General features: G+C 70.9%; 14 protein-coding genes. 4 read left to right on the top strand and 10 right to left on the bottom strand.

Annotated features, from left to right (window positions below; genetic code table 11):
• Position 1 precedes the first annotated feature (1 nt).
• Positions 2-643, bottom strand: coding sequence for a TetR/AcrR family transcriptional regulator (locus ACJX2R_RS35455; protein ID WP_413103433.1), 642 nt, complete (start codon positions 641-643; stop codon positions 2-4).
• 109 nt (positions 644-752) lie between these two features.
• Here ACJX2R_RS35455 and ACJX2R_RS35450 point away from each other — a divergent pair, with 109 nt between their 5' ends.
• Positions 753-2,339, top strand: coding sequence for an MFS transporter (locus tag ACJX2R_RS35450; RefSeq protein WP_413103432.1), 1,587 nt, complete (start codon positions 753-755; stop codon positions 2,337-2,339).
• 204 nt (positions 2,340-2,543) lie between these two features.
• Positions 2,544-3,500 carry a glycoside hydrolase family 6 protein gene (locus ACJX2R_RS35445; protein WP_413103431.1) on the top strand — a complete coding sequence of 319 codons (957 nt, stop codon included), beginning with the start codon at positions 2,544-2,546 and terminating at the stop codon, positions 3,498-3,500.
• A 31-nt stretch (positions 3,501-3,531) separates the two neighbouring features.
• On the opposite strand, the gene ACJX2R_RS35440 is transcribed toward ACJX2R_RS35445, so the two are convergent.
• Entirely contained in the window at positions 3,532-4,116 is a 585-nt protein-coding gene (locus ACJX2R_RS35440; RefSeq protein ID WP_037948486.1) for a Uma2 family endonuclease, read from the bottom strand.
• A 218-nt stretch (positions 4,117-4,334) separates the two neighbouring features.
• Between ACJX2R_RS35440 and ACJX2R_RS35435 the strand changes: the two genes are divergently transcribed.
• Positions 4,335-4,724, top strand: a complete 390-nt coding sequence (locus ACJX2R_RS35435; RefSeq protein ID WP_413103430.1) for an AhpC/TSA family protein — start codon at positions 4,335-4,337, stop codon at positions 4,722-4,724.
• A 66-nt stretch (positions 4,725-4,790) separates the two neighbouring features.
• On the opposite strand, the gene ACJX2R_RS35430 is transcribed toward ACJX2R_RS35435, so the two are convergent.
• The 8 genes from ACJX2R_RS35430 to ACJX2R_RS35395 all read right to left on the bottom strand — a co-directional run bounded on the left by ACJX2R_RS35430 (position 4,791) and on the right by ACJX2R_RS35395 (position 17,281).
• Complete coding sequence (locus ACJX2R_RS35430; protein WP_413103429.1) at positions 4,791-6,293, bottom strand: MFS transporter; 1,503 nt, start codon at positions 6,291-6,293, stop codon at positions 4,791-4,793.
• A 44-nt stretch (positions 6,294-6,337) separates the two neighbouring features.
• Positions 6,338-7,162, bottom strand: a complete 825-nt coding sequence (locus ACJX2R_RS35425; protein ID WP_413103428.1) for a TetR/AcrR family transcriptional regulator — start codon at positions 7,160-7,162, stop codon at positions 6,338-6,340.
• Positions 7,163-7,377: 215 nt separating this feature from the next.
• Complete coding sequence (gene serA / locus ACJX2R_RS35420) at positions 7,378-8,979, bottom strand: phosphoglycerate dehydrogenase (protein WP_262701730.1); 1,602 nt, start codon at positions 8,977-8,979, stop codon at positions 7,378-7,380.
• Positions 8,980-9,250: 271 nt separating this feature from the next.
• A complete protein-coding gene (gene ilvC, locus ACJX2R_RS35415) occupies positions 9,251-10,249 on the bottom strand; it encodes a ketol-acid reductoisomerase (RefSeq protein WP_262701729.1) in 999 nt (332 codons plus the stop codon).
• Between the two features lie 131 nt (positions 10,250-10,380).
• Positions 10,381-10,905: an acetolactate synthase small subunit gene (gene ilvN, locus ACJX2R_RS35410; RefSeq protein ID WP_191065556.1), complete on the bottom strand. Its 525-nt coding sequence runs from the start codon at positions 10,903-10,905 to the stop codon at positions 10,381-10,383.
• A gap of 33 nt (positions 10,906-10,938) precedes the next feature.
• Complete coding sequence (locus ACJX2R_RS35405) at positions 10,939-12,792, bottom strand: acetolactate synthase large subunit (protein ID WP_413103427.1); 1,854 nt, start codon at positions 12,790-12,792, stop codon at positions 10,939-10,941.
• A 228-nt stretch (positions 12,793-13,020) separates the two neighbouring features.
• A complete protein-coding gene (locus ACJX2R_RS35400; RefSeq protein ID WP_262701727.1) occupies positions 13,021-15,936 on the bottom strand; it encodes a putative bifunctional diguanylate cyclase/phosphodiesterase in 2,916 nt (971 codons plus the stop codon).
• Positions 15,937-16,282: 346 nt separating this feature from the next.
• Positions 16,283-17,281, bottom strand: coding sequence for a 2-hydroxyacid dehydrogenase (locus ACJX2R_RS35395; RefSeq protein ID WP_209468615.1), 999 nt, complete (start codon positions 17,279-17,281; stop codon positions 16,283-16,285).
• 75 nt (positions 17,282-17,356) lie between these two features.
• Here ACJX2R_RS35395 and ACJX2R_RS35390 point away from each other — a divergent pair, with 75 nt between their 5' ends.
• Entirely contained in the window at positions 17,357-18,355 is a 999-nt protein-coding gene (locus tag ACJX2R_RS35390; RefSeq protein WP_262701724.1) for an aldo/keto reductase, read from the top strand.
• Positions 18,356-18,419: the final 64 nt, after the last annotated feature.

Genomic DNA, 18,419 nt, shown 5'->3' with positions numbered 1-18,419 from the left:
GTCAGCCGACGGGGGCGCTGGGCGCGTCCGGGGCGTCTGGGGCGGCCGGTGTCACGGGGGCGTCGCCGACGATCCGGCGCATCGCCTCGACGAGGTCATGGGCGCTGGGCATGAGGTCGGGGTCGATGGCCATCTGGACGACCATCCCGCTCACCAGCGTCATATAGAACGAGCCCATGACCCGGGAGGTCTCCTCGTCCACATCGCGTTCGTCGATGCCGTGGATCAGCCCCACCAGCCCCTGGCGCCCCTCCGGTTGGGCCCGGCCGAAGGCAGCGCGCAGCTCGGGATCGTGCTGGACCTGGAGGATGGCCTCCAACTGGGAGCGCCACACCGCCTGGTGCTTGTCGAACAGCTCGAGCACCCGGGTCCACCGGGCCTCGAACCGCTCCCGCAGCCCGGTGTCCGGGCCCTCGCCCGCCGGGGCGTCCGCCTCGAGGGACCGCTGGACGTCATCGGCCCAGTCGCCCATGGAGGCGAAGAGCGCCTCCCGCATCAGGGCGTCCTTGGAGCCGTAGTGGTAGCCGATGGAGGCCAGGTTGGCGCCCGAGGCGGCCACGATGTCCCGCGCCGTCGTACGGGACCAGCCCTTCTCCTCAAGGCAGCGCTTGGCCCCGGCCAGCAGATCCTCTCGATGTCCCATGGCGCCAGGGTATCCCGATCCCATACGACCGTCCTAGACGAACGTCCCACACGGTTGTCTTACACAGTTGTACTAGACGACTGTTTAAGACGCTCGTATAGTCACCGTCATGACCCCGACTTCCACCGGCCCACGCGCCGGACGCAGGGAATGGACCGCCTTCGTGGTCCTGATGCTTCCGCTCCTCCTGGTCTCCATGGATGTGTCGGTGCTGTACTTCGCGGTGCCGGCCATCAGCCGGGAGCTGCACCCCAGTTCCACCCAGCAGCTGTGGATCTTCGACATCTACGCCTTCGCCCTCGCCGGGCTGCTCATCACCATGGGAGCGCTGGGCGACCGCTTCGGACGGCGGAAGCTGCTGCTGTTCGGGGCCGCGGCCTTCGGCGCCGCGTCCGTGGCGGCGGCGTACGCGCGGAGCGCCGAGATGCTCATCGCCGCACGGGCGGTACTGGGGATCGGCGGCGCCACGCTGATGCCCTCGACGATGGCGCTGGTCCGCAACCTCTTCCTCGACGAGAAGCAGCGGACCAAGGCGATCGCGATCTGGTCGTCGGCCATGGCGGGCGGTGTCGCGCTGGGCTCGGTGCTGAGCGGGGTGATGATCGAGCACTTCTGGTGGGGCTCGGTCTTCCTGATCAACGTCCCGGCGATGGTGCTGCTGCTGGCGCTGGTGCCGCTCCTGGTGCCGGAGTTCAAGGACCCCGCGCCCGGCCCGTTCGACCTGCCGAGCGTGCCGCTGTCGATGGCCGCCGTGCTCCCGGTGATCTACGGGCTGAAGAAGATCGCCGCCGACAACGGCGCCGGCCCGGTCCCGGTGCTGTCCATCCTGGCGGGTCTCGCCATCGGCGCCGTCTTCGTACGGCGCCAGCGCATCCGGCGCGACGCGATGATCAGCCCGGAGCTGTTCCGCCACCGCGGCTTCGGCCCGTCGATCGCGCTCAACGCGCTGGCCACCTTCGCCATGATGGGCTCGGCCTACTTCACCACCCAGTATCTCCAGTCGGTGCTCGGCAAGGGCCCGTTGGAGGCGGCGCTGTGGAGCCTGGCCCCGTCCGTCTGCGTCGGTGTCGCCGGTCCGGCGGCGGCCGCGGCGGTCCAGCGCGGCGCCAACCGGGCGTATGTGATCGGCGCGGGGTTCCTCACCGCGGCCATCGGCTACGGGATTCTGGCCCTGGCCGGTACGGACGCGCTGTGGACCGTGCTGATCGGCGCCGCCGTCCTGGCCAGTGGGATCGTCGCGGTGATGTCGCTCGTCACCGACCTGGCCATCGGCACCGTCCCACCGAAGCGGGCGGGCTCGGCGGCCGCGCTGCTGGAGACCGGCCAGGAGTTCGGCGGGGCGATGGGCATGGCGGTGCTCGGCAGCGTCGGCACCGCCGTCTACCGGAGCGACGTCAAGGACTCGCTGGGCGCCGGACTGCCCGCCGACGCCCTCGACCAGGTGCGCGAGACGCTGGGCGCGGCCGCCGCGGTGGCGGGTTCGCTGAGGGGGCGGGCCGGTGAGCATCTGCTGGACGCGGCGCGCGAGGCGTTCACCCACGGGATGCGGATCGCGTGCGGGGCGGGGGCGGCCGTCCTGGTGGCGGGCGCGATCCTGGCCCTGGTGACACTGCGCCGGGTCGGGGCGGAGGACGTCGGCCCGGCGGTCGAGGACGCGCGCTCGACCGACGCGGACGAGGCGGTGCCGAGTCGCTGAGCCACGGCGTGACGCCTGTTGGGGGCCCCACCACGATGGTGGGGCCCCAACAGGCGTTATGTGCAGGGCGAGTTGACCGCACCCGTACGGCCTTCCTCGAACACCACGGCAACCATTCCCCGCCCGGCGGCGACCAGAGGACGGCGGCCGGATACGGCGGCCAGAGGTCTGAGCAGCCACCCCACGCGAGAGGAGTGACGCACCGTGCGCATCACCAGAGCGTTAGCGGCAGCCGGGCTCGCCGCCGCCTTCCTGATCGGCGCGGCCCACGCACCGCGGGCCGTCGCGGGCGAACTGCCGGGCGACACCCGGTTCTTCAACAACCCCGACTCGCTCGTCAACAAGTGGGTCGCCGCCAATCCGAACGACTCCCGGCAGCAGCGCATCGCCTCGCGGATCGCCAGTCAGCCCCAGGCCGTGTGGTTCTCCCGGTACTCCCCCGCCACCGTCACCGAGGACGTCCGCAAGGTCAGCTCCGCCGCCTCCGCCAAGGGCCAGATCCCCGTGCTGGTGACGTATCAGATCCCCAACCGCGACTGCGGCGGGGCCTCCGCGGGCGGCGCGCCCGACCTCGCGAGCTATGACACATGGGTGCGCGGCTTCGCCGCCGGGCTGGGCAGCGGGCCCGCCGTGATCATCCTCGAACCCGACTCGATCGCGCTCATCAGCTGCCTCTCGTCCACCGAGCTGAGCGGCCGCTACGCCTCCCTGGCCCGCGCCGCCACCGCCATCCACAGCGCGAACCCCAACGCCCGGGTGTACTTCGACGCCGGGCACTCGGCCTGGAACAGCGCCGCCGTCCAGGCGTCGCGGCTCCGCTCGGCCGGGGTGCTGACCAGCGGCGACGGCATCTACAGCAATGTCTCCAACTTCCGCCGCACCGCCGACGAGGTGGCCTTCACCAAGAGCGTGCTCGCCCAGCTCGGCACCTCCTCCGGGCTCACCGCCGTCATCGACACCAGCCGCAACGGCAACGGTCCCGCCCCCGACAACGCCTGGTGCGACCCCCACGGCCGCAAGGTCGGCGAAAACCCCACGGCGAACACCGGCGACCCGGCCATCGACGCCTACCTCTGGGTCAAGCCCCCGGGCGAAGTCGACGGCTGCGCGGGCCCGGCGGGCGCCTTCTCACCGGACTACGCCTACGAGCTGGCGGGCTAGCCACCGGCCGGCCCCTCGGCCTCCGAGGGGCCTACAGCCGGTCGATCTCGGTAAGGTCGATGTCGATGTCGAAGGGGACCGTGAGCTTCAGGCGGTCGTGGTGGATACCGGAGGGGACGTAGCAGCCGGTCACTGAATCCAGCTCGTACACGTGCACAACGGGGCGGCTGCCCGCGTCCTTCTCGATCAGCCAGAAGTGCTGGATCCCCGCCTCGGCATAGAGCTGCGGCTTCCGCTTGCGGTCGCGAAGTTGCGATTCCGGCGACACCACCTCTACGGCGAGGACGGTGTCAACAGCCTTGTAGCCCGTCTCATGGGCGTCAGCGGTGGTCGCCTCGGCCCGCACGACGGAGATATCCGGCTCGGGACGGTTGCCGCTGTCGAGAGTGATCGTCATCTCGCGGCGCACCCGCAGCGTCTCCGGCACCGACGCCCGGAGCCCCTTCTCCAGCAAATACATCGCCAGCGAGTGAAAACTCTTCTGCGGACTCACGAAAACCAGGCTCCCGTCGATCAGCTCAGTGTGCGGCGGGAGATCCGGAATGCGGTCAAGGTCGTCTGCGGTGAATCCGCCCGGGGGCGGAAAGGCCCAGGCCGGAAGCGGTTCAGCAGTCATGGTTCCTCCCATGGACGGGATTCTGGCCGCGTGACCAAGGGTAGCGGGCAGGAACGCCGGAGACGCCACCCACACGAGTGGAGGCGCCTCCCGCCATTGACCCGGGCCGGCTCCATCCCCACGCTCCGGGCCTGTCGTGCCGTGTCGGCCAGGTAGGGGAACTCGTCGGACGGCAGCTCGGAGATCGTGACCGTGCCCGCGCCGGACAGCGGTCCGAGGTGTTCGAGCTGGATCGCGCCGATCACATAGCCGAGGAGTTGCGCGAGCACACGGACGGGCTGCCGTTCGCCGTCGTCGCCGACCCCGGGAAGCGGTTGTACCGCGAGTTCGGGGTGGAGCAGGCGCGCAGGGCGCTGCTCAGCCCGCGCGCCTGGGGGCCGATCGCGTGGGCGCTGGTCACCGGCGTGTGGGCCATCCTCCGCGGCAGGGAGAAGCTCCCCGAGCCCAGCCAGCCCGGGGGCCGGCTGGGGCTGCCCGCGGACTTCCTGATCGGCGGGGACGGCCGCGTCATCGCCGCCAAGCACGGCGAGCACGCCTATGACCAGTGGTCGGTGGATGAGCTGCTGGAGCTGGCCGCCCGCGCGCCGCGCCCCGACCCCACTCCCTGACCCACCACCGCCAGAGGCCCTCCGCTCCGGGCGTGGAGTGGAGGGCCAACGGGACGCGGGGCGTCGTCAGCCCATGTGGGCGGGGAGCGGGGTGGCGCCTTCGGTGCCGGGTTCGCGTACCGGGCGCGGGGTGTTCATCAGCAGGGCCACGACCACCGCGGCACCCACCAGGATCGAGGACGAGACGACGAAGGCGTGCGAGAAGCCCTCGACCAGACCGGCCTTGGCGGTCGCCTTGGCCGTCCGCGGTGTCATCTGCCGGGCGTGCGAGGCCATGTAGTCCGAGGTCGCGCTGGTGGCGATGGTGTTGAGCATCGCCGTGCCGATCGAACCGCCGATCTGCTGAGCGGTGTTGACGGTGGCGGAGGCGACCCCCGCGTCCCCCGCGCCCACGCCATGGGTCGCGTAGTTCATCGAGGGCGCCATCACCAGACCCATGCCGAAGCCGACCAGGAGCTCGGCGGGCAGCACCCCCGCCGCGTACGAGCTGTCGACGTCCAGCGGCACCAGCAGGACGACTCCGGTGGCCGCGATCAGCAGACCGGGGGCCACCAGAAGTCGCGGCGGCACCTTGGGGATGAGGCGCGAGGCCACGCCGCCCGCGCCGACCAGCACCGCCCCGGTCATCGGCAGGAACGCCACACCGGTGAGCAGCGCCGAGTACCCCTTGACGAGCTGCATGTAGTACGTGAGGAAGAGGAACATCGCGAACATGCCGACCACCGAGAGGCCGACCGCCAGATAGGCGCTGCCACGGGTGCGGTCCGCCACCACGCGCGGCGGCAGCAGCGGCCGTGCCACGTTCCGCTCCACCATCACGAAGGCGAAGAGCAGCACCGCGCCCAGGATGAGCAGCCCGGTCACCAGCCTGGAGTCCCAGCCCTCGGACTCGGCCTCGCTGCATCCGTAGACCACGGCCACCAGCCCGCACACCGCCAGCAGCACACCGGGGAGGTCGAACCGGGCCCGGCCCTCGGCGCGGGTGTCGGCGGGCAGCACGGACCAGCTGAAGGCCGCGACAACCGCGATCGGCACATTGACGTACAGGCACCAGCGCCAGTCGAGGTACTCGGTCAGCAGTCCGCCGACGACCAGCCCGATCGCACCGCCACCCGCCGCGATCGCGCCGAAGATGCCGAACGCCTTGGCGCGCTCACGGGGCTCGGTGAAGTTCACCGCGAGCAGCGACAGCGCCGAGGGGGCGAGCAGCGCGGCGAAGGCGCCTTGCAGCGCGCGGGCCGCGAGCAACATCTCGAAACCGGAGGCGGCACCGCCGAGCGCGGAGGCCCCGGCGAACCCCAGCAGGCCGATGAGGAAGGTGCGCTTACGGCCGGTGTAGTCCGCGATCCGGCCGCCGAGCAGCAGCAGACTGCCGAACGCCAGGGTGTAGGCGGTGATGACCCACTGCCGGTCGCCGTCGGAGATGCCGAGGTCCCTCTGGGCCGACGGCAGGGCGATGTTCACGATGGTGATGTCGAGGACGATCATCAGCTGGGCCAGGCCGATGAAGACGAGGGCGAGCCAGCGCCGGGGGTTGGCTTGCGGCGGTGCCTGCGAGGGCTGGGACATGACGATGCCTTTCTGGTCTTGCGGAAGGCGAGCGGAGTGGGAGGTCAGGCGGGACCAGGAGCGGCGTCGGCGTCGGGGCCGGGGTCGGGGTCGGAGCGGGTCTCGCGAGCGTCGTGGGCACCTCGGGCCCCCGGGGCGTCGTGGGCGCCTCGGGCCTCCCGGACGTCATGGGCCTCGCGAGCGTCGTCGACCACTCGCTCCCGGATGCGCTTGAACGCCTCCGCGTCGACGGCCGGGCCGCCGAGCGGGGTGGTGGGGCGCGGGGAACCGGTGGGGCGCAACCCGTCGATGTAGACGTCCAGTTGGCGATGGGCGAGGGCGTCATCCGGGGCGAACAGGCCGCCGCCGGGCAGCGGCCGCGTCAGCCGGATGATCATCAGCGTGATGTCGCCGAAGACGACATCACTCCGGACCAGCCCCTGGGCCTGGGCACGCAGGAGCATCGCGTCGATCGGGTCGACGGCGTCGCCGGGGACGCCGTCGAGGATCTCGTCCACGGTGAACCGGCCCAGCAGAGAGGGCATCACCGAGCCGATCTTGAAGTCGAGGGCGGCATGCATGAAGCGGCGCAGCGCGAGACAGGGATCGTCCTCCTCGGCGGCGGCCCGGCTCGCGGCCTCCACCAGCGCGGTCAGCACCTCGATGGCGACCCCTCGGTGCAGATCGGCACGGTGCGGAAACCGCCGGTAGAGGGTCGCGATGCCGACCCCGGCGCGCCGGGCTATCTCATCCAGCGGGGCGTCCGGCCCCTGATCGGCGAAGACCTCGCGGGCGGCGCGCAGGATCTGCTCCCGGTTGCGCCGCGCGTCGGCGCGCATGGGGTGCGACGGGACGCCAGTAAGGGCGTCGGTCTCGGCGTCTGCGGACACGGGGCTCTCCTGACAGCACGGCACATACCTACAGTTATGTGGAGAAATTCTCTCCACATAACTGCGAGCGTAGCGAGCCCACCGCCATTATTCAACACACGATGAAAAAGATTCGGAACCCCCCGGCGCGCCTTGCCGCCGTGGACGCACAAAGACCTGGGCCCGGCCCCCGCCGAAGCGGGGACCGGGCCCAGGTGGGTGATGCCTTGAGCGGCTCAGACCAGATTGACCGAGCGGGCCGAGGTGGCGCCGATCTCCTCGGCGATCTCGGTGAGCACGGGCTGCGGAATGGTGTCGTCCACCGTGAGCGCCACCAGCGCGGCACCGCCCGCCGTGGCCCGCGAGACCTGCATCCCCGCGATGTTGATGCCCGCCTCGCCGAGAATGCGACCGAGCGTGCCGACCACACCCGGGCGGTCGGTGTAGCGGAGGAAGGCCATGTGGTCGGCGAGCGCCAGATCCACGTCGTACTCCCCCACCGCGACGATCTTCTGCTGGTGCTTGGGGCCGGCCAGCGTGCCGGAGATCGAGACCTCCTCGCCGTCCGACAGGGTGCCGCGCACGGTCACCACATTGCGGTGCTCGCTCGACTCCGAGCTGGTGGTCAGCCGCACCTCGACCCCGCGCTCCTGCGCGAACAGCGGCGCGTTCACATACGAGACGGTCTCGTCCACGATGTCCTCGAAGACGCCCTTGAGTGCCGACAGCTCCAGCACCTTGACGTCGTGCTGAGTGATCTCGCCGTACACCTCGACATCGAGGCGGACCGCGACCTCGCCCGCCAGCGCGGTGAAGATCCGCCCCAGCTTCTCGGCCAGCGGCAGCCCGGGCCGTACGTCCTCGGCGATGACGCCACCCTGGACGTTCACCGCGTCCGGGACCAGCTCGCCGGCCAGCGCCAGCCGCACCGAGCGGGCGACCGCGATGCCCGCCTTCTCCTGGGCCTCACCGGTCGAGGCGCCCAGATGCGGGGTGACCACCACATTGTCGAACTCGAACAGCGGGGACTCGGTGCACGGCTCCTGGGAGAAGACGTCGAGCCCGGCCCCGGCCACCCGGCCCTCCTTGAGGGCGGCGGCCAGCGCCACCTCGTCCACGATCCCGCCGCGCGCGGCGTTCACGATCCGGACCTCGGGCTTGACCTTGTGCAGCGCCTCGTCGCCGATCAGGCCGACCGTCTCGGGGGTCCTGGGGAGGTGGACCGTGATGAAGTCGGCGACCTCGAGCAGCTCGTCCAGCGAGAGCAGCTTCACACCCATCTGCGCGGCCCGCGCGGGCTGCACATACGGGTCGTACGCGACGACCTTCATGCCGAAGGCGGACATCCGCTGGGCCACCAGGACGCCGATGCGGCCGAGGCCGACCACGCCCAGGGTCTTCTCGCTCAGCTCCACACCGGTGTACTTGCTGCGCTTCCACTCGCCGTTCTTCAGCGCGGCATTGGCCTGCGGGATGTTCCGGGCCGTGGCCACCAGCAGACCGCAGGCGAGCTCGGCGGCGGTGACGATGTTGGACGTCGGCGCGTTGACGACCATGACGCCCGCCTTGGTGGCGGACGAGACGTCCACATTGTCCAGGCCGACGCCCGCGCGGGCGACCACCTTCAGCTTCTTCGCGGCGGCGATGGCCTCGGCATCGACCTTGGTCGCGCTGCGGACGAGGATCGCGTCCACATCGGCGATGGCGGGAAGGAGCTCGGCTCGGTCCGCCCCGTTGCAGTTCCGGATCTCGAAGTCCGGGCCCAGGGCCTCGACCGTCGCCGGAGAGAGCTCTTCGGCGATGAGTACGACGGGTTTACCAGTGGAAGCAGTGCTCACGTGGTCTTCAGTCCTCACTAGTCCTCAGCGGACGGCCGTCCCGACGGCCGCTGGCGGTGAAGGGGTCAGCCGCGTGGGAGACGCACGACGCTGTGAGCCTGACGCGCTTGCTGTTGATGAGTGTAGTGGCGGTCGGGCCTTCGTCATGTGCCGTTGCGGCAGGATCACCCGCACGTGGTGGTGCGCGATGGACAAAGCGCGAACCGGGTGCGGCGGGGGTCCGGGGACCCCCGCCGCACCCGGGGCACGGCCTCCGCGCCACCAGGCGCGGTTACGCCTCCTCGTCGACCCAGCTCATGAGCTTGCGCAGCTCCTTGCCCGTGGTCTCCAGCAGGTGGTTCTCGTCGGCCTTCTTCAGCTCGTTGTACTTCGGCAGGCCGGCGTTGTACTCCGCCATCCAGTTCTTGGCGAAGGTGCCGTCCTGGATCTCGCCGAGGATCTTCTTCATCTCGGCCTTGGTGGACTCGTTGATGATCCGCGGACCGGAGACGTAGTCGCCCCACTCGGCGGTCTCGGAGATCGACCAGCGCATCTTCTCCAGGCCGCCCTCGTACATCAGGTCCACGATCAGCTTGAGCTCGTGGAGGCACTCGAAGTACGCGATCTCCGGCTGGTAACCGGCCTCGACCAGGGTCTCGAACCCGGCCTTGACCAGCGCCGAGGTGCCGCCGCACAGCACCGCCTGCTCACCGAAGAGGTCGGTCTCGGTCTCCTCGGTGAAGGTGGTCTTGATGACGCCGGCACGGGTGCCGCCGATGCCCTTGGCGTACGAGAGTGCGAGCGGGAAGGCGTTGCCCGTGGCGTCCTGCTCGACGGCCGCGATGCACGGCACGCCGCGCCCCTCCTCGTACTGGCGGCGGACCAGGTGGCCCGGGCCCTTGGGGGCGACCATGCAGACGTCCACGTTGGCCGGGGGCTTGATGAAGTCGAACCGGATGTTGAGACCGTGCCCGAAGAACAGCGCGTCGCCGTCCTTCAGGTTGTCCTTCACGGACTCCTCGTAGACCTTGCCCTGGATCGGGTCCGGGACCAGGATCATGATCACGTCGGCCTCGGCGGACGCCTCGGCCGGGGTGACCACGCGCAGGCCCTGCTCCTCGGCCTTGGCCTTGGACTTGGAGCCCTCGTGCAGGCCGACCCGGACGTCGACGCCCGAGTCGCGCAGCGACAGCGCGTGGGCGTGGCCCTGGCTGCCGTAGCCGAGGATTGCGACCTTGCGGCCCTGGATGATGGACAGGTCGGCGTCGTCGTCGTAGAACAGCTCGGCCACTTCGGGAATCTCCTAGCGTGTGGGTTGTGCTTCCCACCGTATGACGGGCGGGCGGGTGAAGGTTTCGGGGTCTCGCCATCCGGTCCGGCGCGCGGGTGGCGCCGGACCGTGGCTCCGCTGGTCGGGCGGGGTCAGGCGGACCGGTCGAGCGCGCGCAGGCTCCGGTCGGTGATGGAGCGGGCGCCGCGCCCTATGGCGATGGTGCCGGACTGGACCAGCTCCTTGATGCCGTACGGTTCCAGCATCTTGAGCATGGCCTCGAGCTTGTCGCTGCTGCCGGTGGCCTCGATGGTCACGGCCTCCGGGGAGACGTCCACGGTCTTGGCGCGGAACAGCTGGACGATCTCGACGATCTGGGAGCGGGTCTCGTTGTCGGCGCGGACCTTGACCAGGACGAGCTCCCGCTGGATCGCCTGGCCGTCCTCCAGCTCGACGATCTTCAACACGTTGACCAGCTTGTTGAGCTGCTTGGTGACCTGCTCCAGCGGCAGCTCCTCGACATTGACCACGATGGTGATCCGGGAGATGTCGGGGTGCTCGGTGACGCCGACGGCCAGCGAGTCGATGTTGAAGCCGCGGCGGGAGAACAGGGCGGCGATCCGGGCCAGGATGCCGGGGGTGTTCTCCACCAGGACGGAGAGCGTGTGCTTGGACATGGGCTCGGTCTCTTCTCTCTCTCGGTCCTGGTCTCAGTCGTCCGTGCCGTCGCCGAAGTCCGGGCGGGTGTCGCGCGCCGCCAGGATCTCGTCGTTGGAGGTGCCGGCCGCGACCATCGGCCAGACCATGGCGTCCTCATGGACGATGAAGTCCACGACCACCGGGCGGTCGTTGATCGCGTTGGCCTTCTCGATCACGGCGTCGAGGTCGGCCGGGTCCTCGCAGCGCAGTCCGACGCAGCCCATGGCCTCGGAGAGCTTCACGAAGTCGGGGACGCGGGTGCCCAGGCTCGCTTGCGCGGGGGCGTCGGGGCCGGAGTGCAGGACCGTGTTGGAGTAGCGCTGGTTGTAGAAGAGGGTCTGCCACTGGCGGACCATGCCCAGCGCGCCGTTGTTGATGATCGCGACCTTGATCGGGATGTTGTTCAGCGCGCAGGTGACCAGCTCCTGGTTGGTCATCTGGAAGCAGCCGTCACCGTCGATCGCCCAGACCGTACGGCCCTCGCCGGCGCCGGCCTTGGCGCCCATGGCGGCCGGGACGGCGTAGCCCATCGTCCCGGCGCCGCCGGAGTTCAGCCAGGTCGCGGGGGTCTCGTAGTCGATGAAGTGGGCGGCCCACATCTGGTGCTGGCCGACGCCCGCGGCGAAGATCGTGCCCTCCGGCGCCAGCTGCCCGATCCGCTGGATGACCTGCTGCGGGGAGAGGCTGCCGTCGGTGGGCTGGTCGTAGCCGAGCGGGTAGGTCTCCCGCCACCGGTTCAGGTCCTCCCACCAGCCGCTGTAGTCACCGGCGTGGCCCGCGTCGTGCTCGGCCTGGACGGCGACGACCAGGTCCGCGATGACCTCGCGGGCGTCCCCGACGATCGGCACGTCGGCGGCGCGGTTCTTGCCGATCTCGGCCGGGTCGATGTCCGCATGGACGATCTTGGCGTACGGGGCGAAGGAGTCCAGCTTGCCGGTGACGCGGTCGTCGAAGCGGGCGCCGAGCGCCACGATCAGATCGGCCTTCTGGAGCGCGGTCACGGCGGCGACGGTACCGTGCATGCCCGGCATGCCCAGGTGGAGGTGGTGGCTGTCGGGGAAGGCGCCCAGCGCCATCAGGGTGGTGGTGACCGGCGCGCCGGTCAGCTCGGCCAGCACCTTCAGCTCGGCGGTGGCCCGGGCCTTGATCACACCGCCGCCGACGTACAGCACCGGGCGCTCGGCCTGGCTGATCAGGCGGGCGGCCTCGCGGATCTGCTTGGCGTGCGGCTTGGTGACCGGGCGGTAGCCGGGCAGATCGGTCTGCGGCGGCCAGGAGAAGGTGGTCTGCGCCTGGAGCACGTCCTTGGGGATGTCGACCAGGACCGGGCCGGGGCGGCCGGTGGAGGCGATGTGGAATGCCTCGGCGATCGTGCGCGGGATGTCCTCGGCCTGGGTGACCAGGAAGTTGTGCTTGGTGATCGGCATGGTGATGCCGCAGATGTCCGCTTCCTGGAAGGCGTCCGTACCGATGGCCTTGGACGCCACCTGGCCGGTGATCGCGACGATCGGGACCGAGTCCATATGGGCGTCGCCGATGGGGGTGACCAGGTTGGTCGCTCCGGGGCCCGAGGTCGCCATGCAGACGCCGACCTTGCCGGTGGCCTGGGCGTAGCCGGTGGCCGCGTGGCCGGCGCCCTGCTCATGGCGGACGAGCACGTGCCGGACCTTCGAGGAGTCCATCATCGGGTCATAAGCGGGGAGGATCGTGCCACCGGGGATGCCGAAGACGGTGTCGGCACCCACCTCCTCGAGGGAACGAATGAGGGACTGCGCGCCCGTGACGTGCTCGACGGGGGCGGACTGCGGTCCGCCGCTACGGGGCCGAGGCTGGGGGTGATGGGACCCGGAGGCCTGCTCGGTCATCGGCATTCTCTTCTCGAAGATGAGGTTCGGTGCGGGAGGGAGGGGGCGGGGCAGTGCACCGGACCCTGCCGGTGCAACAAAAAACCCCTCGTGCCGTAAGGCAAGCGAGGGGAGCGCGCCGGTGAGGGTCCGCAGGGCTTCGATGAGCCCTGCTCAGCCGACGCGCTGTCCAAGTACGAGAATTCGGGTGCGCATGGCTCCGACCCTCCCCCCCGCGCATATCGGGTGTCAAGTGGGTGGGACGGGCGTCTCAGTATTTGAGCGGGTCGGCGGGTGGGTGTGCGGCTCCGTACGGCGCGGGCCGTGGGAGCCGCCGTGCCCGCCATGAACGCCGTGCCGGATCGGCAGGGCGCCGCCGACCAGCAGCGGGGGCTCCGGGCGCGGCACCGGATAGCCGCCGCGCAGCAGCGCCCGGCGCAGCCGGTGCTCGTCCAGCGGCCCGCTGAAGGCCGCCCCCTGGGCGTGGGTGCATCCCATACCGCGCAGGGTGACAATCTGCTCGGGCAACTCCACCCCCTCTGCGATGGACTGCATTCCGAGGTCGCCGGCGATCCTCAGCAGCCCTGCGGTGATCTTGTGCAGCCGTGAGGACTCGACCACTCCCTCGACCAGTCCGGGGTCCAGTTTCAGCACATCGATGGGGAGCCTGCGCAGCGCCCTGATCGCGGCATAGCCGCTGCCGAAGCCGTCGAGGGCGATCCGCACCCCCAGACGGCGCAGCGCGCCGAGGCGGTGCTCGAGCTCGTCCAGCGGCACCCGTGGATCGCTGTCGGTGAGCTCCAGGATCAGCGCGCCGGACGGCAGCCCATGGCGGGCCAGCAGGGTCTCCACGACCTTGGGCGGCATCGACTTGTCCACCAGCCGGCTCGCGGGGAGCCGTACGCAGACCGGGACCGGATGGCCGTCGCGGCGCCGCTGGGCGGCCTGCTCCACGGCCGCCTCCAGCATCCAGCGGGACAGCTCGGCGGTACGGGCGGTGTCCTCGCCGCTCCCCCGGCCGTTGTCGGCGACCCGGAGGAACTCGGCGGGGGTGAACAGGATGCCCTGGGCCGAGCGCCAGCGGGCCTGGGCCGCGACCGCGGTGATCCGGCCGCTGGTCAGCTCGACGACGGGCTGGTGCAGCAGTACGAACTCCCCGTCGTGCAGGGCGGCGCGCAGTCTGGTGGCGACCTCGGCGCGCCGCGCCACCTCGGCCTGCATCTGCGGTGCGTAGAGCTCCACGCGGTTCTTGCCCGCGGCCTTGGCGCGGTACATCGCCAGGTCGGCGTTGCGCATCAGGGCGCCGGGGCTGGTGCCGGACTCGGCGAAGGCGACGCCGATGCTGGCGGCCACGCGGACCTCGGTGCCGCCCTCGACCCGGTAGGGCTGGGAGAGCCGGAGCCGCAGCCGGTCGGCGATCTCCATGATGCGCTGCTCGCGGGTGCCCGCGTCGCCCTCGCCGTCACCGAGGATGAGGGCGGCGAACTCGTCGCCCCCGAGCCGGGCCGCGCAGTCGCCGGACCCGGACCGCACGGACTCCTGGAGCCGGCGGGCGGCCTGGACCAGCAGCTCGTCCCCGGCGTGGTGGCCGACGGTGTCGTTGACCGCCTTGAAGCCGTCGAGGTCGATGAAGAGCACGGCGGTGCCGGCGTCCGTACGGCGGCGGCCGGCGACGGCGTGCGCGACCCGACGGGTGAACAGGGCGCGGTTGGGCAGATCGGTGAGCGGGTCGTGCTCCGCGTTGTGCTGGAGCTGGGCCTGGAGCCGGACCCGCTCGGTGACATCGCGGCTGTTGAAGATCAGCCCGCCGTGGTGGCGGTTGATCGTGGATTCCACGTTGAGCCAGTCGCCGGAGCCGGAGCGGAAGCGGCATTCGATCCGCGTGGTGGGCTCCTCGCCCGGTGAGGCGGCCAGGAACCGGCGGACCTCGTGGACCACCGATCCGAGATCCTCGGGGTGGATGAGGGAGGCCAGCTCGGAGCCGATCATCTCGTCCGCGTCGCGGCCGTAGACCCCGGAGGCGGCCGGGCTGACGTAGCGCAGGATTCCGGTGGGCGCGGCGATCATGATCACATCGCTGGAACTCTGCACCAGGGAGCGGAAGTGGTTCTCCTTGTGGGCGAGTTCCTGGGTGAGCCTGATGTTGTCCATCAGCATGATCGCCTGTCGGACGACGAGGGCGAGCACGACCGCGCAGGCGGTGAAGAGCACCACCCCGTCGATCGGCCGGCCGTCCATCACGTTGAACAGGACCCCCAAGGTGCAGACGGCGGCGGCGAGATAGGGCGCGAGTGCGGCGAGCGAGCCCGCGATGGGAACGCTCTGCTGCGGGGAGCGGCGCGCCGGCGGCGGGTTCTGGGCGGCCTCGCGGCGGGCCACCCATGGTGCGTACGCCAGCAGCGCGGAACCGGCGAACCACCCGGCGTCGAGTATCTGCCCGGAGCGGTAGTGCTCGCGCAGCAGCGGCGAGGTGAACAGCGCGTCGCACAGCACGGTGAGCGCGAAGGCGGCGATCGCGGTGTTGATCGCGGAGCGGTTGCCCGAGGAGCGCCGGAAGTGGAGCACGATCACCATGCTCACCAGCACGATGTCCAGCAGCGGATAGGCGAGCGACAGGGCGCCGCGGGCCACGGAGGCGCCGTCCGCGCCGAACTCCCCGGTGTGGGCGAGCGCGAGGCTCCAGGAGAGCGTGACCAGCGATCCGGCGATCAGCCAGGCGTCCAGCCCCAGACAGATCCACCGGGCGCGGCTCGTGGGGCGCTTGGCGAGCACCAGCATCCCGACGATGGCGGGCGGCGCGAAGAGCAGGAAGCAGAAGTCGGCGACCGAGGGCGTCGGCACGGGGCGGCCCAGCACCACCTCGTACCAGCCCCATACGGCGTTCCCCAGCCCGGCCATGGCCGAGGAGGCGGCGAACAGCAGCCAGGCCGGGCGCAGCCGCCCGGCGTGCCGGCGGCCGTGCCACAGACAGGAGGCCGTGGCGGCGAACGCGGCGGCGCTCAGCCCGAAGTCACCCATGACGAGGGCCAGTTGGGACGATCCCCAGCCGATGATCGCCCCCGCCGCGTAACCGCCGCAGACCAGGGCGAGGACCACTTGCGGCAACAGCCCGGCCCCGCCGCCGGAGACCGACGGCCGGGCGAGCACCGCTCCCGTGGCGCTCACTGGACTGCCATCCACTGCGTGGCGGACCACTGGCGCCTCGGGGCACCGGGCAGCGGTATCCCCGCGGGCCTCGTCGAGTTGGAGAACCGCGCGGCTGCGCGGAAGTGTCGCGGTCGACGCCTGAGCTGCGTCGGGTTGTCGGTCCATCGGCCATACATCGCCCGTCGCCCCCCTCGAGTTCCGGTCCATCGCTGACGCCGTCAGGTCAGTGGCGCAGCCCCCGCTCGGGACGATACACCAGAGTGGTCACTCAGGGACATAGGCCATCTACGGACCGTAACCGACTACGGCGTTGTATATACGGAGGGGAGTCAATCGGTGCCTGTATGTGGTGCCAGAGGCATGTCTACCCCGTCGTGGCGACGAGATGTGCCAGCGACTCGCCGCGCGCGTAACGATGCAGCTGATCCCTCAACAGCCGCTTGGCCCGCGGGAGGAAGGCCGACGTGGGGCCGCCCACATGCGGGGAGATGAGCACCCCTGGAGCGTGCCACAGGGGATGCCCGGCGGGCAGTGGTTCGGGGTCGGTCACATCGAGCGCGGCCCGCAGCCGGCCCGACTCCAACTCCGTGAGCAGGGCCTTGGTGTCCACGACCCCACCACGGGAGACATTCACCAGCAGCGCCCCGTCCTTCATCAGCGACAGGAATTCCGCCCCGGCCAGACCACGGGTGGCCTCGGTGAGCGGGGTCACCAGCACCACCACATCGGCCTCCGGAAGCAGTCGGGGCAATTCGTCGATCGGATGCACCGGGCCGCGCTCGGTCGTGCGCGGGGAGCGCGCGACGCGCGCCACCCGCTCGCACTCGAACGGCACAAGCCGATCCTCGATCGCGCTGCCGATGGCCCCGTAGCCGACGATCAGTACGGACTTGTCGGCGAGCGCGGGGCGGAAGCCGGAGCGCCACTCCTCGGCGTCCTGGCCCCGGACGAAGTCGGGGATACCGCGCAGCGAGGCCAGGATGAGGGTGAGGGCGAGCTCGGCGGTGCTCGCGTCGTGCACCCCGCGCGCGTTGCACAGCCGCACCCCGGGCGCGAGATCGGCCAGCGCGGGCTTGATGTGGTCTATTCCGGCGGTCAGGGTCTGCACCACCCGCAGGTTGGTCATGGCGGGCAGCGGGCGGGTGCACACCTGCGGCGGCTTCATGTAGGGGACGCAGTAGAACGCGCAGCGCGCCGGGTCGGTGGGGAAGTCCTCACCGCCGTCCCAGTGGGCGTATTCGAGGGTGTCGGGGAGGCCGTCCATCTCCTCGGGCGGGATGGGCAGCCACACCAGGTCGCGCGCTTCGGATGAACCGTGAGTCGAATCGTGGTGGCGGAACGTATCGCTGTGATCTGCACTCATGCCAGGAGGCTATTCGATCACCGGCCGTTGGCAGAGGTTAGTTTGGGGTCCGAGGAACGGGAGGGGTCAGGCCAGGTGGAGCGCAGGAGAATCGGAGCGGCGGCGCTCGAAGTGGGGGCCATCGGCCTGGGATGCATGCCGATGAGCTGGGCGTACACCGCTTCGCAGCGCAGTGGCGAGCAGTCGGTGCGCACCGTGCACACCGCGCTGGACTCGGGGGCGAGCCTGCTGGACACCGCCGACATGTACGGCCCGTTCACCAATGAGCTGCTGGTGGGGCGGGTACTCAAGGAGCGGCGGGCGGACGCCTTCGTGTCCACCAAGTGCGGACTGCTGGTGGGCGACCAGCACATCGTGGCCAACGGGCGGCCCGGCTATGTGAAGCGGGCCTGCGACGCCTCGCTGCGCCGGCTCCAGACCGATGTGATCGACCTCTACCAGCTGCACCGGGCCGACCCCGAGGTCCCCATAGAGGAGACCTGGGGCGCGATGGCGGAGCTGGTCGCGGCCGGGAAGGTACGGGCGCTCGGGCTGTGCGCGGTGGGCGCGCGGGCGCAGCGGAGGGCGGGAGCCGGGATGCACGACGCCACGGTGCGCCAGTTGGAGCGGGTCCAGCAGGTCTTTCCGGTCAGCTGTGTGCAGGCGGAGCTGTCGGTGTGGTCGCCCGACGCGCTGGAGGCGCTGGTGCCGTGGTGCGCCTCGCGCGGGGTGGGCTTCCTGGCGGCGATGCCGCTGGGCAACGGCTTCCTGAGCGGGACGCTCACCCCCGGGCAGGGTTTCGAGCCGGACGACATGCGGGCCCGGCATCCGCGGTTCACGGCGGAGATGATGGCCGCGAACCAGCCGATCGTGGCCGGTCTGCGGCGGGTCGCCCAGCGGCACGGGGACGGGGTGACCCCGGCGCAGGTGGCCCTGGCCTGGCTGCTGGCGCAGGGGCCGCATGTGGTGCCGGTGCCGGGGACGAAGCGGGAGCGGTGGGCGGCGGAGAACTGCGCGGCGGCCGGTCTGCCGCTTTCCCCCGAGGACCTCGACGAGATCGCGGGGCTGCCGCCGGCGCGGGGGTCATGGGACTGAACGCGTCGCGCCCGGCCGCCCGGCGCGGGCCGCCGTTGTGCGTTCCGCCCTGGTCCGGGCCCGA

Origin of the sequence: Streptomyces sp. Inha503, from assembly GCF_047215865.1 — a bacterium.
Lineage (GTDB): Bacteria > Actinomycetota > Actinomycetes > Streptomycetales > Streptomycetaceae > Streptomyces > Streptomyces lycopersici.
The sequence above is the reverse complement of the archived record's forward strand: the minus strand, read 5'-3'. Positions and strand labels throughout refer to the sequence as shown.

Excerpts from the sequence above, each read along its gene's own strand:
- ACJX2R_RS35455 (WP_413103433.1), bottom strand. The coding sequence starts at position 643 with ATGGGACATCGAGAGGATCTGCTGGCCGGGGCCAAGCGCTGCCTTGAG.
- ACJX2R_RS35450 (WP_413103432.1), top strand. The coding sequence starts at position 753 with ATGACCCCGACTTCCACCGGCCCACGCGCCGGACGCAGGGAATGGACC.
- ACJX2R_RS35440 (WP_037948486.1), bottom strand. The coding sequence starts at position 4,116 with ATGACTGCTGAACCGCTTCCGGCCTGGGCCTTTCCGCCCCCGGGCGGA.
- ACJX2R_RS35430 (WP_413103429.1), bottom strand. The coding sequence starts at position 6,293 with ATGTCCCAGCCCTCGCAGGCACCGCCGCAAGCCAACCCCCGGCGCTGG.
- ilvN (WP_191065556.1), bottom strand. The coding sequence starts at position 10,905 with ATGTCCAAGCACACGCTCTCCGTCCTGGTGGAGAACACCCCCGGCATC.
- ACJX2R_RS35405 (WP_413103427.1), bottom strand. The coding sequence starts at position 12,792 with ATGACCGAGCAGGCCTCCGGGTCCCATCACCCCCAGCCTCGGCCCCGT.
- ACJX2R_RS35395 (WP_209468615.1), bottom strand. The coding sequence starts at position 17,281 with ATGAGTGCAGATCACAGCGATACGTTCCGCCACCACGATTCGACTCAC.